The 21517-nt window shown below is 31.1% G+C and carries 14 protein-coding genes and 1 tRNA gene; 12 read left to right on the forward strand and 3 right to left on the reverse strand.

The window, feature by feature from the left end; all coding sequences use genetic code 11:
• Positions 1-151 precede the first annotated feature (151 nt).
• The 8 genes from P163_RS12265 (at position 152) to P163_RS12290 (ending at position 8238) form a co-directional block, all read left to right on the forward strand.
• Positions 152-226: transfer RNA gene (locus P163_RS12265), tRNA-Pro, on the forward strand.
• A 223-nt stretch (positions 227-449) separates the two neighbouring features.
• Complete coding sequence (locus P163_RS12270; protein ID WP_034891611.1) at positions 450-1664, forward strand: site-specific integrase; 1215 nt, start codon at positions 450-452, stop codon at positions 1662-1664.
• Between the two features lie 543 nt (positions 1665-2207).
• The gene (locus P163_RS12275) at positions 2208-4391 is read left to right on the forward strand and encodes a sigma factor-like helix-turn-helix DNA-binding protein (protein ID WP_034891613.1); all 2184 of its coding nucleotides are present in this window, start codon (positions 2208-2210) and stop codon (positions 4389-4391) included.
• Positions 4392-4396: 5 nt separating this feature from the next.
• Complete coding sequence (locus tag P163_RS12280; RefSeq protein WP_034891615.1) at positions 4397-4576, forward strand: hypothetical protein; 180 nt, start codon at positions 4397-4399, stop codon at positions 4574-4576.
• Complete coding sequence (locus tag P163_RS18615; RefSeq protein WP_231556193.1) at positions 4573-4800, forward strand: AAA family ATPase; 228 nt, start codon at positions 4573-4575, stop codon at positions 4798-4800. The genes P163_RS12280 and P163_RS18615 overlap by 4 nt, the downstream gene beginning before the upstream one ends.
• A gap of 3 nt (positions 4801-4803) precedes the next feature.
• Positions 4804-6675 carry a DNA sulfur modification protein DndD gene (locus tag P163_RS12285; protein ID WP_231556194.1) on the forward strand — a complete coding sequence of 624 codons (1872 nt, stop codon included), beginning with the start codon at positions 4804-4806 and terminating at the stop codon, positions 6673-6675.
• Positions 6665-7048, forward strand: coding sequence for a DndE family protein (locus P163_RS18620; protein WP_231556195.1), 384 nt, complete (start codon positions 6665-6667; stop codon positions 7046-7048). Before P163_RS12285 ends, P163_RS18620 begins: the two co-directional genes overlap by 11 nt.
• Complete coding sequence (locus P163_RS12290; protein WP_231556196.1) at positions 7048-8238, forward strand: ATP-binding protein; 1191 nt, start codon at positions 7048-7050, stop codon at positions 8236-8238. The genes P163_RS18620 and P163_RS12290 overlap by 1 nt, the downstream gene beginning before the upstream one ends.
• Positions 8239-8696: 458 nt before the next feature.
• Here the strand turns inward: P163_RS12290 and P163_RS12295 are convergent, their stop codons facing one another.
• Positions 8697-9752 (reverse strand): IS110 family transposase, encoded by a 1056-nt coding sequence (locus tag P163_RS12295; RefSeq protein WP_034891617.1) that lies wholly within the window; start codon positions 9750-9752, stop codon positions 8697-8699.
• A gap of 187 nt (positions 9753-9939) precedes the next feature.
• Here P163_RS12295 and P163_RS12300 point away from each other — a divergent pair, with 187 nt between their 5' ends.
• From P163_RS12300 to P163_RS12320, 3 genes are all read left to right on the forward strand, one after another.
• The gene (locus P163_RS12300; protein ID WP_034891619.1) at positions 9940-11565 is read left to right on the forward strand and encodes a hypothetical protein; all 1626 of its coding nucleotides are present in this window, start codon (positions 9940-9942) and stop codon (positions 11563-11565) included.
• Positions 11566-11943: 378 nt separating this feature from the next.
• Positions 11944-17586 (forward strand): ATP-binding protein, encoded by a 5643-nt coding sequence (locus P163_RS12310; RefSeq protein ID WP_034891622.1) that lies wholly within the window; start codon positions 11944-11946, stop codon positions 17584-17586.
• Between the two features lie 457 nt (positions 17587-18043).
• The gene (locus P163_RS12320; RefSeq protein WP_034891628.1) at positions 18044-18685 is read left to right on the forward strand and encodes an alpha/beta hydrolase; all 642 of its coding nucleotides are present in this window, start codon (positions 18044-18046) and stop codon (positions 18683-18685) included.
• 869 nt (positions 18686-19554) lie between these two features.
• Here P163_RS12320 and P163_RS17910 read toward each other — a convergent pair.
• A complete protein-coding gene (locus P163_RS17910; RefSeq protein WP_051931240.1) occupies positions 19555-19908 on the reverse strand; it encodes a hypothetical protein in 354 nt (117 codons plus the stop codon).
• A 7-nt stretch (positions 19909-19915) separates the two neighbouring features.
• Positions 19916-20821, reverse strand: coding sequence for a hypothetical protein (locus P163_RS12330; RefSeq protein ID WP_034891631.1), 906 nt, complete (start codon positions 20819-20821; stop codon positions 19916-19918).
• A 148-nt stretch (positions 20822-20969) separates the two neighbouring features.
• Between P163_RS12330 and P163_RS12335 the strand changes: the two genes are divergently transcribed.
• Complete coding sequence (locus P163_RS12335) at positions 20970-21374, forward strand: helix-turn-helix domain-containing protein (protein ID WP_034891634.1); 405 nt, start codon at positions 20970-20972, stop codon at positions 21372-21374.
• Positions 21375-21517 lie beyond the last annotated feature (143 nt).

Raw genomic sequence — 21517 nt, forward strand, 5'->3', positions numbered from 1 at the left:
AAAAACTACCTATGGAGCTGTGAAACAAGTGTTAAGGCACTTTAGATATTTTTTGATTTTTCTTTGCACTTTGTAGGTACATCAAAAGTTATTCTTATATTTGCACCCGCTATGACGATAAGCGTTTATTGCTTATCACAAAGATAACCTTCGGGGTGTAGCGTAGCCCGGTTATCGCGCCTGCTTTGGGAGCAGGAGGCCGCAGGTTCGAATCCTGCCACCCCGACTTTTAGTGTGTCAAAACACACCAAAGAATACCTAAACAAATGATTTTCAATACTTTAATAGAATTGAGGATCATTTGTTTTTATTTAAAACTATCCTTAAAGTGACCTAATCGGTCACCTCTTCGGTTACCTTTTTTTTCTTAACTTCAAGTATCCCACTGGGCTTTTTAAAGTGATTTGATTTTCGTTTATCTCATTTTTTAACTTTTAAAAGAGAAGGCAATGGTAACAAAAATAACATTCAGTATCCTATTTTGGCTCAATATCACAAAATCGAAAAACGGAGCCGCCCCTATTTATGCTAGAGTAACGGTAAATGGTCGACGAGCGGAGATCAGTTTAAAACGGAGTTGTCCTGTTAATTCCTGGGACAACGATTCCCATCGGATCAGAGGACGAAAGGCAGAAAAATCTTCGATCAATGCCTATTTGGACAGAACTTATTCCAGATTGCTGGATTGTCCGGAAGCACTCCAAAAAGAAAACAAGCTTGTAACAGCCAAAGCCATTAAGGCACGTTTTTTAGGTTTGGATGATAAGAGTAAAACCCTACTTGATATGCTGGATTATCACAACGAACATATGAAGGATGTTCTAAAGCCCGGTACTTTAAAGAATTATACCACCACAGAACGCTATCTAAAAGATTACCTTAAAAAGGAAGTCAAAACTTCCAATACTTATCTTAAAGATCTGTCCTACGGATTTGTGATCAACTTCGAAAATTTTCTACGACGAAAGAAGGATAAAAATGGAAAGTCTCAATTGACCAATAATGGAATCATGAAGCATATGGAACGGTTCAAGAAATTACTGAACCTCGCCATAAAATTAGAATGGATGCCCAATAATCCATTCCGAGAGTATAAGATGAAATTCAAAAAGTTTGACAGGGCATTCTTAAGCAGGTTGGAGCTTCAAAAACTGGAAGAAACTATATTTACCAGTAAAACATTAGAAAAGACTAAGGACATCTTTCTATTCGCTTGCTATACCGGTTTATCTTATGTAGATGTAAAGAAACTTTCAAAAAACCATTTGGTAAAAGGTATTGATGGACGGGACTGGATACACTGTCTCCGGGAAAAGAGCCAGACTCCTATGAAAATACCGCTATTAGAAAAAGCCAAAACAATATTGAATAAATATTCCACCTATAATAATTCAGAGTTTTTACTGCCTATATTTTCCAACCAGAAAACCAATAAGTACCTTAAGGATATTGCCAGTCAGTGTGACATTCATAAAAAGCTGAGCTTTCATGTTGCCAGGCATACCTTTGCCACAACTGTAACGCTTTCCAATGGCGTACCTATAGAAACAGTTTCAAAATTACTGGGACATACTAAACTTTCGACTACCCAGATTTACGCGCGGGTCGTTGAGCAAAAAATTGGAGAGGATATGGATAAGCTCCAATTGAAATTGGGAGGATAATCCTAAATTCAAAATGAATTATCTTTTCTAAAGAAGGGGAAATACGCTGTTACCTGTATATTCCCCTTCAATTCCACTTAAAGGGTGACCAGTAGGTGGAATTATAATTCTCCAAAAAAGGAGAGAGAAAGATGTAGGGGTCTTAGCTCCTTTATAAGGAGTTAATGAATATACTAATTTGATATTATATCGACAAAATATGGTAGGGGATTATTCAAGAACCAGTGAATATTATTAATTCCCCTTTCGTTAATTGCTAACTGATAAAATATAATTAACATAGGTTTATCTGGGAACTTTTTTGAATAAATAAGTATATTAGAGTTGACATAACGTTGTGCATAATGCGGAAATCGTGCAAATTATCATATTTAGTATTGAAAACCTACGCTCAAACAGCACATTTATTTTTTTGCCAACACTATAGGCCCAGCTAAAAAAAAATAAAAGAGCTGTTTTTTGCCATTGCGCTCAACGAAATAAGGAAAAAGTAAAAATAATAATTTTAAAAAACTATATTTAGTAAATAGAATACGATTGTAAATGACTTTAAACCAAATTTTAGAAAACAATAGTTTCAGCGTAAGAGCCTATAATGTTTGTGGGGGAAATGACCTATATAACCTAGATTTAATACTTGATTATTATTTAAAAAACCTCTCATTTAAGAAATTGAGAAATTGTGGCGATGGAACTAATCAAGAACTTATAAAATTCTGTAGAAATCATGTACCCGAAACTTCCCAAATTAAATTACCGATACAACAACTAGTCTCATTTTTAGAATTAACATCCACATTAACGAGAAAACAAAGAGAGGTTATAAACAGTTTCATAGTTATAAATACTTCCAGCTTATCGATTAGGAGTCAAAATGCTGTTAAGTGGCATCTTCAAAACAATCTCAAAATAAAAAATTTTTCCCGTAAAATTCTCGATGCAAATCTTGATGTAAACAATATGAAAAATATAGGGAAAAAATCTATTCCTGAGATTGAATTATATATAGATATTGTTAAAGAGTTTTTCGATGAAGTTGCGAAGATAAAAGATGATAAACAACTTACAGTTTTGAGAAATCAATTTTTAATCCAAAAAACTTTCGGAATTAAGCAAATCCCAGATGAGATTTTGGAATCTGAATCAATATTTCAATTAACAGAATTCCTTTTTGATAAAAATGGCTTTTTTGATAACAAAGAAACGCTTATCCTAAAAAAATCACTTCATATTTACGAGAACACGGAAGAAATTACTCTGGATAAAATCGCAGAATTAATTGGTTTATCAAGAGAAAGAGTTAGACAATTGAGAAAAAATTGTCTTGAACAATTTTTGTCTAACTTTAATTTTTTAAAAAATTTCAATGATGACTTATATTCAAATTATGGCATCGAAGAGAACTCATCTTTTATCTTCGTAGATGATGAACTTAAAAAGAGAATCAACAAAGTAAACGAAACCATTTTTACCAAAAGTTTCTTAACTTTTATCTTATATATTTATGGCTCTGATGAGTACACATTAATTGGTAATATAGAGGACGTTCTTCAAATAAACTATTTTAATCATAGAAACCGACATAATTGGCATTCATTTTACCTCGTTGAAAAACAAATTGCAAAGTCTTTCAGTTTTGAAAGGTTTTTAGATGATATCAGTTCGCGATATGAAGAAAGAATTACTGAAACATATACATTTAATTTCAAAAGTTATTTATCAAAATTTCTAACGGAGGACCAAATAGAAATGTTGGATAAAATAATGCCTATTGCCGAAAAAATAATCTTTATTGAACTAAACATCATAATTGATTTAGAAGATAATATTAATTTTCAAAGAAATACCTCTAAACTATCATATGAATATGCTTTTGAAGCATTAGAATATCTTGGAAAACCTTCAAAAGTAAAGAATATAGTTTTGGCCGTCAATTATTTACATCCAAATTATAATACTGATGAGCCAAAAATCAGAGCTTCTATGAAAAGAAAGCACGGATTTGTACCAATCGGTCGCCGAAGTATTTTCGGCTTAAAAAAATGGGAAAATGAGCTTGAGAATTTCAAAGGGGGTACAATTAGAACTATCTCCCAGGAGTTCCTTTTAGCTTTTAATGAGCCTAAACATAAAAAGGAAATTGCTAGATACGTAAAACAATTTCGCCCCAAAACCAATGCAAACAGCATTTACAATAATTTGTATATAGATGAATCTAAAACTTTTGTTTTTTTTGAAAATTATTTCATTGGCTTAACTTCAAAAGAATATCCTGATAAATACAAATTATTGAGTAAGACTGCTCCTCCATTAAAACGAACATGGGATGAAAGCTTGAAAGACTTGAAACAATTTATAAACGAAAATGGAAGATTACCCTTTTCAAGCGGATGTCCAGAACTGGAAGAAAAGCTTTACCGATGGTTTAATGTTCAAAAAAGAGAAGTTAAAAAGAATAAATTAAATGAAGAGCAAAAAAGTACGATTCGATCGATTGCAAAAAAGTTTGAAGATCTTTTAGGTAAACGAAGAACAGACAATGATAAGCGCTATGTAAAGTTAAAAAAGTTTGTTCAACAACATTCAAGACTTCCTAATGCAGGTTTAAATGATGAAAAGAATCTTTACTCATTTCATTACAAGGAGAGAAAAAAATATGAAGCTGGCGAATTAGATGAAAACGATAAGCAAAAATTAATTGAGGTCGCATTATTACTTCAAAAATAAAAAAAATGATAAAACTAACCAAAGAAAACCAAAACAATAGACTTAAGGAGCTAAGTGAAGAAAAAGGTATTGATTTCAATTCCTTAAAACTGCTCATTGATTCAGTAAAAACGAAAAAATTATTTAAAAGGAATAATTACCATTTTCAGAAGATTAATGATACAATAGAAAAAGCTACCAAATGAAATTCAGCAAAATAGACATTGAAAATTTTAGGCAGTATTACGGCAATGTGCCTATTAATTTAGCTACTGATGGTCAAAAAAATATTGTCGTTATAGGTGGAAGGAATGGATATGGAAAAACCAACCTTTTAATGTCAATCGTTTGGTGCTTATATGGAGATAAACTATCGCAAATAGATGACCATTTTAAAAAGGAAATACAAAAGGAAAAAAATTATAATTGATTTATGCAACAGTCTATAAATTGGACTGCAAAAAAGGAAGAGACAGTTACATTTTCCGTAACGATTAGAATAGATGAGACAGAGTTACCTGAATTAAAAATGTTGAATTCAAATTCAGCAGATTCTGTAATTATCAAAAGGGAATTTAATGTAGCCACAATGAATGAGGATTTGCATATTATCGACCCTGTTTCAAATTTGGAATTGTTCAATGATGATGATGATAAAATCAATTTCATCAACGATTATATAATTCCTATTGATGCCGCTAAATTCGTATTTTTTGATGCAGAAAAAATAGCAGAAATCGCCAACTTATCTATTAAAGAGGAAGGGAGTTTTATAAATGATGCCCTTGGTAAGATTTTAGGATTAGACACATACGAAACTTTGATAGATGATATTGAGACTTACATTAATGATCTAAAAAAGGAAGGAGCTACTAAAAATTTACAAGAACAAATTGCTGATAAGGAAAATGCCATAAAACTATCGCAGATTGCAATTGATAAATTTGAGGAGGAAAATGCTGATAGCCTGAAAAAAATAGATGAGCTTAAAAAAGCAATTAGAGAGTTTGACAATTTAATCTCAAGCGAAAGCAAACAAGGAAATTCAAAATTTGACAGAGAAAAGATTTTAACCGATATATCCGAACTTAAATCAAAAGAAGCTGAATTAGCTGAAAAATTCAATGAATTAAGTGAGATATTACCGCTTACAATATTGTCTGGAAAACTTGAAGAAGTAAATGAGCATTTGGATTTACAAGAATCCAATTTAGTTTTTGGAAAAATAGCCTCTGAAAATTCTGCGAAAATTGAAGAATTCATTGAACTTTTATTTAATAAACCACCCGAACCTGAAAATTCTTCTTTTTTGCTAAAGGACAAAATGTTCTACTTTGAAAAAGCTCAAGACTTGAGCCATAAACTTTTTGATCAACAGAACAACGATAATGCAGAATTAGAATTTGAACACGATTTAAGTAATGCTGATAAAAAAATGATTCAAGATGCTATTGATTTAGTCAACACCCAATCAAAAGATTTTTTTGAGACTATTATTGATGAATTTAACGCAACTAAAATAAAACTATCCGAATTAAACAACACCTTGAACAAAGTCGATGCTGATTTGGAAGATGACATAATATTAGAATATAATAGTAAAAAGGAGAAAGCAGATTTTCAACTTTCACAAGCAAACCAACAAATTGGAGAGAATAAAGCGAATATTTCTAAAGAGGAAATGAATGTTAAGAGGCTAAACCAAGCATATCAAGCCTTATTAAAAAATGTTGAAATAAATAAAAAGAATAAGACGAAAATTGTAAAAAGTGCCGAATATCTGGATGTATTGAAAAAATTCGTTTTTGAACAGAAAGAACAAAAAAAAGAGAGTTTGGCAAAAAATATTCTCGAGGAAATGCAAAAATTAATGCACAAGCTTAATACTTCTGGAAGTCAATTTGTTAGTGATATCAAAGTAACCATTCTTGCAGAAGGAAATGGAATGAAAATAACGCTTTACAATCCTGATGATGAGGAAATAAAAAAAGAAGTCCTTTCACAAGGAGAAAAACAACTTTACATTTCAAGCTTAATCAAAGCTATTTTGAAAGAATCCGTTCAAAGTCTTCCAATCTTTATTGATACACCTTTAGGCCGTTTAGATGATGAGCATATCAAAAATATTCTTCTCTATTATTACCCAGACTTATCAGAGCAGGTAGTAATTCTATCTACTAACAATGAAATAACACCAAAGAGATTCAATGATATTTTAGAGAGTGTTTCTAAATCATATTTACTTGTCAACGACGGTATAAATACAAAACTTAAAAAAGGATATTTCCATAGCTATGAGAATTAAAATAAGCAAAGAAAATGACGCGATATTATACAAGCTCAAAACGCTATATAATTTTAAAAACGAAAGTGTTGTTCCTCGAATCGCGTTTTCTTACAGTATAATGACTGGAAAAATTTTTGATTATAAAAGTGAGCTTATACCTCCGTCTGATGGAAAAGAATTTAGAGATGACCGTATGCTATTTGGGTCATTAATTGATGATACATCTAATTCGATAATTTATAAAGCTGTACTTGACCAACACTATAGTAAAAACACCTTTGAAGATGAGTTTGTAAAACTATTCAAACTTCATTTAAATCACGGATTAAATTTACTTGCTAGTAAAATTGATAAGGTTAATATTTCAAAAGGAGACATATCGATATTTTAATGAAAGCCGTAAAAAGTGGGCTTGATTTAAGAAAGAAAAATGTAAAAACTTTCACTAATCTAAAAAAGAATCAAGTAAAAGAATATGATGAAGCTTTATCTTTTGATTTAGGTAAAACTGAAGAAGGTAAAAATATAGAAATAAGAATTAATGATTTAAGGGAGTTTGATAATCGAAACATTGCTATTGCAGGTATGGCAGGTTCTGGAAAAACCCAGTTGATCAAAGATATATTATATCAAATTTCAACAAAAACAAATCACGAACTCAAATTTATTTTTTTCGATTATAAAGGAGAAGGAAATCCAGAGCAGTTAAAGCCATTTTTAGAAGCTACTAAATGCAATTTTATTGATATTGTCAATGATGGTGGCCTAAAATTCAATCCATTTTTATCAATTAGTACAGATGAAAGACAGAGACCTTTTAGTATCAAGGCTTTTGTTGATACAATTGCCACTTTTGTTCCGAGTGTTGGTGTCGCTCAAAAAAATATTCTGATGAATGTGATAACTGACCTGTTTGATGAGAAAAAAGGAGCGTATCCAACTATAAATGAACTTTTTGAAAGATTAGAAGAATACTACCAAGAAAATAACAGAAAACCAGATACACTTTATGCAGGAATTCAAGATTTAACTACAAACATTTTCAATTGTAGTAAGGATAATCTCAATATTTTAGATAATAGTCTATACCTGAATTTACCGCCAGCATTGTCTGACACACTTCGCCAATTGGTAGTTTTCTTGCTGTTAAGATATTTCAATACTTATTTTAGCTCAACAAACGATTGTGAGCCAAAGGACCATATTTTCCCTTTGAGGTATGTAATAGTAATTGACGAAGCTCATATATATCTTAAAAATAAAAATGCCCGAAAAGCTTTAGAAGAATTATTAAGATTATTGAGGTCTAAAGGTGTCATTATTGTAATGTTATCACAAGGAGTAGAAGATTATCGAACAAAAGATTTTGATTTTGCATCACAGGTTAAGTTACCTATTTGTCTAAATGTTCAAAATAAAGATTATAAATCGATAAGCAATTTTGTGGGAACACCGAGCAGTAAATATAAACTTGAAACTGCCATTCAAAAATTGGATTCTGGAAAAGGACTGATTAATGTTGTTGACCCTCAAATTATAGAACTTAACCAATGGTGGAGAACGAAAAAAACATTAGGCTGAAAAAGCCAACGCTAAGAGCTATAGACATTTGCAATTCGCTCAAGGCCAACACGCCCCCAAAAAACGCAAAAGAGTATGGCTTGCCAACAATCAATTCTAAATCAATCAGAAACGTCTGAAAATGAAGCGGAATGTAAAAAGCACTATGCACAACATCGGTTCCTATGAAAAGCAATAACCTTGTCTCTTAAAGATAATATTTTAATTTCTCTTATTTCATACTTATAATATTTTAACGTGTTGAATTTTTGATGAAGCTGTGCTTCAGTAAGAATTCAATACAAAAATAACCTGCTCAGCATCCTATTTGTGGTCACTTCATGAGTGCCACCAGCATCACTATGATTGTGGTTAATAAACCTGTCCACTGTCTAACAAATAATGTGGTCCATATGGCCACCAACGATGTTTTGTGGTACAGGCTTGGTTTTAGTTTGAGCTTGGTCATTGATTCTTATTTATGCTATCACCCCTATCTCATAAGGGATTTCAGTTTTTATAACCGCTAGCGTGCGGCTCAGTAATTTATGAGCCACCTTTACTATTATTTTCTTCACATCTTTGCCTACATGCTTCCGGTAATATGCCTGGATCACAGGATCAGTTCTTATCGCCTGCCAAGAAGCCTCCACAAAATAGGAGCGGATAAGTCTGTGGCAACGTGGGTTCATTCCAAGAGCCTTAGAAGTAGCCCCGCTTTGATAGATCCCAGGAGACAATCCAATATAACCCGCTAAATGTTTAAGCGTGTTGAAACGTCTTATATCACCCAGTTCAGACAAAATCCCTACGGCTACAATGCTTCCGATTCCAGGAACACTTCTTAGCAGATAGTAATCCTTTTTGAAGTGTTTTCGGCAATAGGCCCTTAACTGACTTGATACATCCCGAAGCTCTTTATCGATAAACCGGAAAGTCCGCATTTTGCTAGCCATGGTTTCCTGTGCGGTGGGATAATGGAACTCTTGGCTATCCACCCACTGACGAAAAGCATGGCTCCAATGATCATTATCAAACTCTGCAGGAACTTTAATTCCAAAATATAGCAAGTGCATCTTGATCCTACTTTTGATCCGACGAAAGTCTTTGACTAGCTCATTGCGACGGCGAAACAGACTACGTAATTCTTCTCGTTCTATATCTGGAACAGTGATACCATCCAGACGGCCATCTTTAAGCTCTCGGCTAATGAGTTGCGCATCGATACGGTCTGTTTTAGTGTAGCGCTCCTTTCCTTTACGGTGGATATCGGCAGGGTTCACCACTAAGGATTTCCAACCATAGCTCTCAAAACTGCGATGGGCTGAATATCCACAGCAACCAGCCTCATAAGCAGTAGTTACTTGGTGCTCACTAAAATGTTTCTGAACGTACTCATATAACTTCTCAGGTTCTGGAGGCATCGTAAAAGATTTACCACCAAAGAGATCGGTGCTGCAATGTATTTTCCAGCTTCTCTTGTGAATATCAATTCCTATGAATAACTTTGGTAATGCAGTAACTCGGGTTTCCATATCTTTAGTTTTTATCGTGAATATTAAAGATACTCGATTACTGCTTTTTCATGGATGCTAAGCGCAAATAGCGAGCATTCTGGTGAAAAGTGTTATTTTAGAGACCAAGAAACAAACAACAAAGCCGACAAGAACGTGTCCCTACTTCACGCTACTTGCCAAGACCGCTATATTGCATTTAAATTGAATGGAAAGAACTGAAATAAAATCTTTAAATATAAGCGTTGCAGTTGAGCAATATACTTTCGAGTTTAAAGATGAGTTACAACTTTATTATTCCCCTAATGAAAAGATTGATAAAATTGATATTCTTTTCACTAACTGCATTTTCCGAAAAGGATTGCATTTTAATATTGACATTCGTAAAAGTCAATTAAAGGAACTACAACTGACCTTTGACAACTGTATTTTTGAAGAAACAGAAAGTGAACAGAAAATTCTTTCCAATAAGCTCAAACAAAATATCTTCCTACATTTTCATTCTTGTTTCATAAAAGATCTAGTCTTTAAAAAATCTATTTTTCAACATTTGTATGTAGGCAAGTGTCTATTTGGTTCTAGGTTATTAATAGAACAGACTGATATTGGTATAATAACTATTCGAAATTGCTTCGGTGATTTTTTCCTAAATCGAAATTCCAAAACTAAACTTTTTATAGTTTACTCAGATGACAATCTATTTATAGAAGACACTCAAATGAGAAAAATAAATAGAATATTTATCAAAGAACACTCTTTAAAAAGAATTTTCGCCTACAAAACAAACTATTATACATCAGAATTTAAGGAATTAAATTTTACTTTCAATAAGCAAAATAAATCCGGCATATTCAGAGAAGAAAAACCTGATAAATCAGGTGATGAATATAAATATTATCTAACCGATAATGATATTGAACTTTTGAATATCTCTCTTTCTGCAACTATACAAAATGAAGATTCTGAAAAAGTGAAAATTGAAAATGGATTTTTCAATTCTTTAACTCTAAAAGGAGAATCACATGCTACAATCGACATTAAGCATACAAAAACAAACTCTTTATTTATTCATTCCTTTAGCTCTAAGAACTTTAGATTATATGATTTTAGCTCAAAAGGCCAAACCAGTAAATTAGAAATAAAAGATTCGGATTTAAATAATACATGGTTTGACAAAGTTCAACTTAATAGTTTTAGTATTGTCAGCTTTTACCGAACTACGGTAGAGAAAATGAAATTTTCTGCAACTGAATTTCCACTTTCAATTGAAGCTTTAGAAAATATACACTATCCAAATAGAAAGGAGTTAGATTATTTTAAAAATAAATATGAAACATATAAACAACTGAAAATAGCGCTTTTAAACCAGCATAACCAGATTCAGGCATTGCAGATGCATAGTAAAATGTATGAATCAATTCGTCACAGTACAACATTAACAACTCAAGATAGGTTAATCCTATTTTTAAATGATATTTCTAATAAACACGGTACTTCTATTTTTAATGCTTTTTTGTGTTTTTTAATTGGTGGTGTTACGCTATTTATTATTTATAGTTTAGTTCTTCCTGATGCTCCATATCACTTAGGTTGGCGAAGTTTAGAGGATTTTATTTGGACATACCGGAACACCTCTGTTTTTATTATGGAGAATTGGAAAATTTTTTATGTATTAATTAATCCTACACATAGAATAAGTCAATTAATAGAATATAGCCCAAGTGGCATTATATCCTGGGGAAATTATTTAATATCTTTTTTATCTAGAATAATCATCGGTTGGGCGATTTATCAGTTTATTTTAGCTTTTAGAAAATTTGGCAGAAGTATTTAAACACAATATAACAAGGGTTCATCATCAATAGGAGGTAACCTTAGAAAGAAAATAATTAACTTGACCAACGAAACAATACTAAGCCGACAACTCCGCGTCCCCTACTCCGCCAATTGGCGATAACCGACCGTTGTACATAAAAGACCGAATCTAAGATCGAAACCTGATTATTAAATTTGAAAAACGGATTGAAAATATTGGCTCATTGATTTAAGCTTGGTGCATGAAAAAATTAGTTTTTGCTCTCCAGTTTCTGCTCTTCGGGACAGATAGAGAATCCAACGCACATTGCACACATTTGCAAATCGCACAAGCTAACCCACAAACCAAAATTTGCAAAAAAACTGCAATTTTTGCCAACACTGAAATGAATATTATATGGGTTTATATACTGCACATGAAGGATATGAATATCAAGATTTATTAACTGCCTACTTCATTCTAGGTTGGATTCTTGAAGATGAAGAAAGTACTTTCTATATTGATAAAAAAGAATTTGATTCAGATAGATTTGATGATTTAACAATTAGAAACAATAAAGGGTTATTTAAAAGACAGATAAAGTATAGTAACTCAAAGAGTAATCATTCTTTAAAAAAAATGGACTTATCTACAGATGGTTCATACAACTTAGCTATTGATGAATTATTTAATTCATGGAACAAACATCCTGATAAAAGTATTCTTGATATTAGGCTTTGTTTAGCATGGAATGAGCCTAAAGATGAATTGCTAAATATTCTAGATATTCAGAATAAGCAAAAAACTTTCATAAATCACGATACTACTCTATACAAAGTAAACGTAGATAAACTATGGCCCAAAAATAAAAAGCCAATTGAAAAATGGAGAAGATTTAGAGCCAAATCTAGTGGTATTCAGCGAGATGAATTCATAACGTTTTGTGAAGCTTTTACAGTTGAAATAGATTTTCCAAAATTCAGTTTAAGTATTTATGAGCCTGGTCAATTGGAAAAAATTATATTAGACCAAGTCGACAGATTAGGTATAGGTATTTTCCCAAATAATAAAAAAAGCAAAGAGGAATTCATTCTTTCACTTTCTGCTCTTGTTAGCAAGTCTCGTAGCAATGGGCTTCCGATTACAACAAAAGAAATATTTAAGCAATTCGAAATTATTACTGATTTTGGTTCAATAGAACAAAATTTTATAATTGATGAACGTAAAAATATCCCAACAAAAGAGAGCGTTACTTCAATCCTTAAGTTAGTCAGATCAGATAAAAGAATAATTTTAAAGGGAGAACCAGGAAGTGGAAAGTCATGGTTTGTAAACAATCTCATAAGTGGATTAATTAGTCACAATATTAATACTGTAAAGCATTATTGCTATACAGACCTTCAAGATAAATTTCAAAAAGAACGAATAAAGACAGATGTCTTTTACGGAAATATAATCTCTGAAATCCTTAATTTATATCCAGAATTAAAGGATAAAAAAAGGCACAGATATGCAAGTAGTTTATCTGAATTAAATATACTTATTGAGAATATAAGTGAACCTACGGTATTAATAATAGATGGACTAGACCATATTCAGAGAGTTTTCAATTACAGGCCTTATGATGATTTAAGCATAAGTGAAATTGATATCATCAATGATATTAATAAAATAAATATATCAGACAATGTATCAATTCTTGTAGCCTCCCAACCTATTAAAGAATTGGATAATATCCATAACTATACTCAGATGTCAATACCTAGTTGGGATATTGACGATGTAAAAGCTTTAATGTCCAGACTCCACCTTGATGATGAAGAATTAGACGATAAAAATATATCAGACCTATTATTAGAAAAAAGCTCTGGTAATCCCCTATACTTAAATTACTTAATTGAAGAAATTAAATACTTACCTCAAATAAGTTTAGATATTTTTAATTCGCTTCCATATTATTCATACAATCTAAAAAAATATTATAGTTACCTGTTGGCAAAACAAAATCTGAATAATGATGTCCCATTTGCTTTATCTGCGGTAAATTTTAGTCTTACGAAACAAGAGTTGAAGGAAATAACAGAACTAGGGAAATATGTAGATGAAACATTAGATTTTTTAAAACCTGTTTTGAAACAAAACACATCTTCAAAAGGCTATATTATTTATCATGAAAGTTTTAGAAGATTCATATTAGAAGAACTAAAATCAAATGAAGTAGTAGAGAAAAGAATATTTCGCCCTGTAATTGATTGGTTTGATAAGTTGGATTTTTATTGTTATCCTAAGGCATATCGGTATTATTTACAAGTATTAACAGATGGTGGTTATTATGAAAAAGTTTTGGGATTTATCTCAAAAGACTTCATTAAGAAATGTGTATGCTCAGGGCATCCATGGGATATAATTAAAAATAATTATTACTTCTTCTCAAGGGCTTGTGTAGAATCAAAAGATATAAAAAATGTAATTACCATTAATGAAATTAATAAAATACTAACAGGTACAAAAGATTCATTTGATGAAGCTTTTTTGTATTATATCGATGCATTCGGTTGTAAAAATGGATATGAAGCAGTTTCAGAATATTTGTTGTTTGAGAGTAAACCTACATTAAAAAAAAGACAAGGATTGCAAGTTTGTTATTTAATAGACTCTAAAAATGCTGTTGCACCATGGGATTACTATTCAGATTATTTTAAATCCGGAGAGCCTATACAATTAGACGATTTTAAATATTATATAAGAGTTCTCCTATTTCAAAGTAATGAAGAAAAATTAATTGATATAGCCAAAAAGATTAAGAAGAAAAATTTGACTGATTTCAAAGCTATTTTTATTAAAGAGTTATCTTCTTCTAGACCAAGTGCATTAGTTGATGAATTAATAGATAAATATGAGATAATCAACGATGTATTTACAATTGATGGTAACAAAGAAATAGCAATAGAAAATCTTCAACTATTAGCAGAAGAAATTCTAAAGTTTGAAAATATTTTCGATAATGAAGTTCCTAAAATAAAGTTTTTTTTCAAGCAAATAGAAAATCAAATTTATGATATCGAATCAATTGCAGATGTGATTAATGTCTTTAAATCAAATAATTGGTTTTATAATTGGTTGATTTATTATATAAAGGTTAAACAATTTAGAATCACCAAAACAGTTGATTCATTAGAACTCAGAAATGCTTTTGATTTTCTTGCATATAATGTTGAGCCTTTTCACGGTAAGCCTAGAACTTGTGATTTATATTCATTGAATGATTTTATTTATGAATCACTAAATGAAGGATTATCTTTTATAAAAGAAAAAGAAGATTGGATTTATATATTAAAGGTACTTGATAAAGTTAGTACAAGAACAACAACATATTTACAAAACTCGCCAGGAGGGCCAATTGCAACTAATAATTTCTTTAAACTCCTCGTTGAAAATATCAATCACAACAATTCCATTTCTCTTATTGAATTATTGGTTGGGCAATATGAACGAAATAAAGTTGGGCAATTTCACGCATTTCTTTCTGAATATTGCTTTCAACTGGTTAAAGCATACGCTTTCATCAATAATTCTGAAAAAATAAATCATTATTTTAATCAAGGTGTTGAATATGTCCTAGGTTATACATGGCGTAGAGATTTAACTCTTGAAGACTTAACTGAAAGTATTGTAGGTTTAAGTTCTATAAATAATTCTTTAGGGAATGAGTATATCTTAAAACTGAAAGAACTGGTTGATTCTGTTGTTCAACACACAGATGGTAAAGACACAAAGCATTTTCCAATAGAATGGTTTGAAAAATTCTATAAAATTAATCCTAAAAATGCCTCCCTATATTTGCTCAATGAATTAGTTGGTACACGTTGTGATTGGCGATTAGAATCTTCCTTGAAACATTTAATTACAAATCCTGATTTTCGGATTAATGATTTGACTAAATGCTTTTTAAATCAAACAATGCTAGTTGAATCTGACGATGCATTTCTGATGGATTCTATTAACTTGTTTGAGAGGTTAAAAATACCAGTTGCAAAAAAGACATTAGCATCTTCAATTAATGCAAGGTTATCAATTAAACAAAACTCAGAGCGTTCAAAGGATTGTCAAAAGAAGATTAAAAAATACGCGAATGATTTAAAACTTTCAAATACTATTGTTACTACAAATACAATAGCTTCAAGTAGGAAGTATATAACCATTGACCCAATTGTAAAAATTAAAAAAGAATGTGTTGATAGGAAAGAATTTTCTGATATGTCTCTTTCTGAGCTTTCAGTTTACCTAAATGATAATCCAATTCTTGAAAAAGAGGTTCAATCTTTAGTTTATGTATTTGATAGTTATCAAATTCTTACTCCTGAAATTAAAAATTTAATCGAGTATCTTGTTAGGAAGAATGAAGACTTTCATGCTAAAAGCAACATTAACTTAAATCCGATTTTTGATTCAAATTCTGAACTATCTGTATTTTTCTGGGTAACACGGTTTATTTATCAAAGAGATGGATGGTTTAAAAGTTTGTCAAACTTAGGCGCTTTCCAAACAGCATATAAGCTTAATCCCTCTAAAAGCATTGATTTTTTATTTGAGTTATTAGCTTCAAATTTAAATCTAGGTTATAAACGTGTTTTTTCTGCAAACTTATTTAATGCACTTTCAAGTGTTGGTTATAAGACATCAAAGCTTGAGAAATCTTGGCTCTCAATGTATGAAATAATTGAGTATAGGTTACCTTCAAGAGAAACATATAATTGGGAAACAGTACTTACTAATGAGCTAAATATGGATATGGATGAAATTCATATTTGTCTGTTATTTTGTCGGTTTAAGTCTTATACAGTTCAAAAATACCATAATGTTTTATCAAGTATTTCTATTTTATTATATGAAGATTCTCAAAAGTTGATAAAACCAATAAAATGGTTCCTTTTAAACCATGAATACTTTAAAAAATCTATAATCCTTGCCATAATAGAATTATTGATAATGTATGATGATGAAGTCAAAGGTTATATTCATAATTTTGAATTAGAACTAAAAGAATTGTACCCTACAAATTATTTTTTAATCGATTTTTTAATTGAAGATTCATTCAATTTAGTCAATAAAACATTAGTAAAACCCGTCGATGATTTTATTTATCCCATTTCTAATGATGAATTCAAATGGTTTGAAGGCTTAAATATAAGACATGAAATATTAAAGAGAGCTGGCTTTGATACAAAAAATATTTTTGGAAAGTACATAGGAACTTTTTTACGAAAATATAATGATTATCTAGAACTCTATGGTAATCGTTCTTGTAAAAGAGCAGTAAACAATATATATTCTTCAGATTATCTTTTAGAACTATTTAACACAGAATACTATGAGGATCTTAATTCATTCGGAAATCCACAAGACGTTTTTGAATGTTTAAAGGTTGATATAAAATCAATAATAGCCCAGTATTTGTCATCAGAGGTTAGACCAAATAGTCTAAAAAGAGCAACTAGCTATGAAAATAATGCAGCTTTCAAAGAAGATTTATATAGAGATGAAAATGGCTGGGTAAGAATAGCTCATTATGAGCATGAATTAGAAAGAAAAGGATATTCAGAATTAATTGATAAAAGGATATTTGGTGGTGTTGTATTTGATGAGAATAATTCAATGAAATTCCCTTATGCATCATATAGGTTAGACATGGATTTATTATGGAATGAAAATTATGTTGATTTTCCAATAGATAACACCCCGATATTTTCATTTATTCAAAATCAATTTCAACTTGAATATTTTAAAATCTTATGGTTAAACCCATCTATTATGGTAATATTGGAATTACAATTTGGTGATTTTAAAGACGGAATTGTAGCATATGATTCTAGTGGTGAAATAGTTTTAAAATTGAAAACATGGCAGACAGAATATGTTGCTTTAGGTTACTGTGCGAATATACAGGACGAAATACCGAAATTAGATGGTTCTGAATTAGTAATGAGAGAAGATTACTTTAAAAAACTATGTGATTTATTTGATGAAAAACCAAAATACTCTATATCAAAAACATTTTAAGCATTCCGGCAGTCAAGCACATTTGCAATTCGCACATACCAACGCTCGACCAAAAATTATAAAAGAGTTTGTCTGTCTTCCACCACTTTTTTCCGACCCTAAAAACTAATTGTTTCGGAATTAGCAGTACTTCGATTGAGCGGATTTTGGATTTTAAAATATTGGTAATTAACTGATAATGGGTGAAATTCAGCATACAACACGGTATAAAAAGTATTTGGCGGAAAGTACTAATTTTAAGTGCGATACATTTAATAAACTTTGTACTGGTTTGATTAATTTCCCCTTGACATTCCAAACGTTTCATATACCCCATCAGAATGTCAAATAACTTATCAAAATACAGAAAGTATTCGGATAGGTATCTTTAAAAAAATGAAATACGTCATTCACAGTTTGTGAATTTAGTTTTTATACAGACCGCCATTGCCTATAATTTTAAAAAAATCTAAATTCAATGAAAATAAGTCTAATAATTGGGATTCTTTTTTGCTCGGCATTTTTCGCTTGTGGAAATGAGAATGATGACCGATATATATTCTTTCTCCACAATCGATTTTTAGAAGAACATGATTTGAATGAATTACATTCAGAATTTGGGCGGACCCAATACTTGGAAATAATCAATGAATTTGAGAAAAATGGCTTTAAAGTCATAAGTGAAAAAAGAAACGGAAATGTAAACTCTAGAGAATATGCTAGCAGACTTGTAATACGAATTGACAGCTTAATAAAAACTGGAACAGAAGCGAAAAATATAACAATAGTAGGAACTTCTAAAGGGGGATATATTGCGCAATACGTTTCAACTTTAGCGAGTAATCCTAATTTAAATTTTGTGTTTATAGCAAGTTTCAGAAATGAGGATACTTTGAACATTCCTGAAATCAATTATTGCGGAAATATCCTAACGATATATGAAAAATCAGATCCATTTGGTGTTTCAGCAAAAGTGCGAGCAGAAAATTCACCATGCGATATTAAACATTTCAAGGAAATTGAACTTAACACTGGGTTGCGTCACGGATTTTTATTTAAACCCCTAGATGAATGGATTAAACCGACAGTAAAATGGGCAAGTGGTAATTATAATCCGTAAAGAAAACTATAGGCAACATCGGTAAAAGACATATTTGGTATATATATAGACCGCATAAAATCAATTGTAATCTGTAGCCAAATTTTAAAACTTGAATCCCCTTATCGTTTTGTCCTAAATAAATATATAGGTATTCCCAGATGAGAAGTTACTCAGTTAGATGTTGATGAGTCATGTCACAATAGCTCTAAATAAATTACAAAGTATAATAATGTGGGAATAGCAAGAGGGTAACACGCAGAGCGATGTTACCTATTCCCAACTTATTGATTATCAGTTATTTGTGTTTTTTTAATTCAACTTTTATTACTTCATTTGCGACAAATACATTGAGAAACCCAGTAAACAGGCTCATTTTTGCGACAAACCTTGCTAAAAATTAAAATTTGAATGGAATTTTAGAACAGTCCTCATCATATTCCCTTTCACTTCATTTCAGGAAAAAAGATTCGTCCCAAGGTCTTGGACACAAGCCAAAAAGATTTAATATTTTAATCCTACCGGAATAAATCTTTCTGTCTCAAGTCCGCTTGGTTAGAACTACTAAGTTTAATTCTTTTTAAAAAACCGATCTTCCATACTTAAACTTTACTAGGCTTTTTTAAGAATTACCTTTTGATACCAAAGAAATAGGATCTGAAATTAGCCGGAATGCATAAGCCGGGCAAAGCCCTTTTATAATTCCTCTCTAATTCCATATCCTAAAAAGATCAAGTATCAAAAGGTAATGCATACAGCTCTGAAAGAAGTAAATGAGAAAGTCTAGAAAATATTCTGTTCGATCTATCATTGGAAAAACAAAAAAGGTAAATGCCCCAGATAAAAAAAGTAAATGTTTTTGTTATGAAGAATCAAAAATTCATCTATAATCAAATATTACTTGTATTTTCCTCTAAAGGAGCATTTAGATTTTCTAATAACCCCACAACCTGATCAATAAATTCTTGTTCCTGAAAGGGAATAAGCTGTAATATATGTCTTAGTACTTCATTGACATTGTAATTCGGCTGTAGTATCTGTTCATTGTCCACGCATTCGTTTTCTTCTAAGGCTAGAATACATACTTTCAGTAAATTGGTTATCAAGCACATCAATTCCAAATGACTGCTAACCTCAAAAGTGCCCTTATAGGATCTTCCTTTTTTGCTCTTTTTAGGTGTTAAATGGATTAAATGTTCTTCTTTAATCTTATTTAATTTTTTGAGTATCATTTTCCTTTTCATCTTAAAATTATTTTCGTCGAACCTTAACTTCTCTGTGAAGGGATTCTAATTCCTGAAGTTTCTTTTTTCCTTCATTAGCCGCATTCCCAAGGAAGCGTCGACATAAGCGCTGTGCATAATTACTGTCCTTTATGGAGACATCATCAACTGATTTAAAATTCACATTATACTGGGCATGGTAAAGGGCATGAAATACCCGCTTGGATCTAAATGAAGCTTTAGGTAATACTATCTTAGGACTACTGCAGAAGTTATCACAAAGATTTAAAAGATGACTCAGATCATAGTAACTAGGTTTATACTCCCAAAAAACATTCAACAATGCGGTACAAGCTTGCTGAAGTGACTGAGAGATTAAGAGCATCTTTGCAGATTCATCATAGATATCGTCGCACACATCTATTTTATCTTTAAAGTAATAAGCTCGGTTCATACGGAATTCCCATTCCTTTTTAATCATAGCATACATTTTCGGATGATAAAAATACCTGCAAGACAGTAGGCTTTCAGCAGTATATATTTCATTTTCAGGTTTGAGAATTCGGCTCAGAAAATTGTCGCCATGATTCAACCGATACTTTACATCACTTATAGTAAAATGAATGGAATCTATTCTTACACTTTCGTTCATTTTAGAAAACACCTCACTCATAAATTCTTTAGGTTGTGCAATGTATTCCTCGCTGATAACCAATAAAGTTAATTTATATGCATACACAGTTGAACTTTCCTTTTGTAGAGTAGGGTTAAACAGGTAAAATGATGATTTACTCTCCTTTTGCATACCGATGAGATAAATTGAATGAACTTTAGTAATAGATTGTATAACCTGGAGAAGCATAGTAATTACTTTATCTGGTAAAAGCTCATTGTGGATGGTATAAATATTTGATAACTTTGATAAAGGCTCCATAATATTGTTTTTAAATTATGGATATCAAGTTAAGATTAGGGAAAGCCGTACCGAACCAAAAGACTTGGTAATTTACCCGTGAAGGTTTGTTTTATACCCGAGAGGGTCATCTATTAATTTTTTGAAAAAGAATACTTATATTTGAGTTATGACAACAACAAAACCAAATCACATAGGCCGTAAGATTGCTCGAATCAGAGAGCTTCGTGGCATGAAACAAGAAATCCTTGCAGAACAATTAGGTATTAGCCAACAAAGTGTTTCTCATATAGAACAGAGTGAAACTTTAGATGATGCTAAGCTTAAAGAAGTAGCCAAAGTTCTTGGTGTTACAAAAGAGGGAATTGAAAATTTTACTGAGGAGGCTATTTTTAATATAATTTCAAATACATATAATAATACAAGTAATGATAACTCTTCGCTTATATCTAGTTCAGTTAACTATCAACCAACTTTTAATACTATAGAAAAAATGGTAGAGCTTTATGAAAGATTGGTTCAAGCTGAAAAAGATAAAGTGGTCTATTTGGAAGAGCTTTTGAAAAATAAATAATTTTAGTTTTCATAATAGATGACCCTGTATAGAATGTTTTTTAAGCAGGGTTTTTTTTTGGGGAAACTACACCCTTAAAAAGTTGACAGAATCAGCTATATAACTTGTCCTTGATCCAATTTACAATATCACTTCGATAAATG

Origin of the sequence: Gillisia sp. Hel_I_29, assembly GCF_000744275.1 — a bacterium.
Taxonomy (GTDB): domain Bacteria; phylum Bacteroidota; class Bacteroidia; order Flavobacteriales; family Flavobacteriaceae; genus Gillisia.

Excerpts from the sequence above, each read along its gene's own strand:
- P163_RS12270 (WP_034891611.1), top strand. The coding sequence starts at position 450 with ATGGTAACAAAAATAACATTCAGTATCCTATTTTGGCTCAATATCACA.
- P163_RS12275 (WP_034891613.1), top strand. The coding sequence starts at position 2,208 with ATGACTTTAAACCAAATTTTAGAAAACAATAGTTTCAGCGTAAGAGCC.
- P163_RS12280 (WP_034891615.1), top strand. The coding sequence starts at position 4,397 with ATGATAAAACTAACCAAAGAAAACCAAAACAATAGACTTAAGGAGCTA.
- P163_RS18615 (WP_231556193.1), top strand. The coding sequence starts at position 4,573 with ATGAAATTCAGCAAAATAGACATTGAAAATTTTAGGCAGTATTACGGC.
- P163_RS12285 (WP_231556194.1), top strand. The coding sequence starts at position 4,804 with ATGCAACAGTCTATAAATTGGACTGCAAAAAAGGAAGAGACAGTTACA.
- P163_RS18620 (WP_231556195.1), top strand. The coding sequence starts at position 6,665 with ATGAGAATTAAAATAAGCAAAGAAAATGACGCGATATTATACAAGCTC.
- P163_RS12290 (WP_231556196.1), top strand. The coding sequence starts at position 7,048 with ATGAAAGCCGTAAAAAGTGGGCTTGATTTAAGAAAGAAAAATGTAAAA.
- P163_RS12295 (WP_034891617.1), bottom strand. The coding sequence starts at position 9,752 with ATGGAAACCCGAGTTACTGCATTACCAAAGTTATTCATAGGAATTGAT.
- P163_RS12300 (WP_034891619.1), top strand. The coding sequence starts at position 9,940 with ATGGAAAGAACTGAAATAAAATCTTTAAATATAAGCGTTGCAGTTGAG.
- P163_RS12310 (WP_034891622.1), top strand. The coding sequence starts at position 11,944 with ATGGGTTTATATACTGCACATGAAGGATATGAATATCAAGATTTATTA.
- P163_RS12320 (WP_034891628.1), top strand. The coding sequence starts at position 18,044 with ATGAAAATAAGTCTAATAATTGGGATTCTTTTTTGCTCGGCATTTTTC.
- P163_RS17910 (WP_051931240.1), bottom strand. The coding sequence starts at position 19,908 with ATGAAAAGGAAAATGATACTCAAAAAATTAAATAAGATTAAAGAAGAA.
- P163_RS12330 (WP_034891631.1), bottom strand. The coding sequence starts at position 20,821 with ATGGAGCCTTTATCAAAGTTATCAAATATTTATACCATCCACAATGAG.
- P163_RS12335 (WP_034891634.1), top strand. The coding sequence starts at position 20,970 with ATGACAACAACAAAACCAAATCACATAGGCCGTAAGATTGCTCGAATC.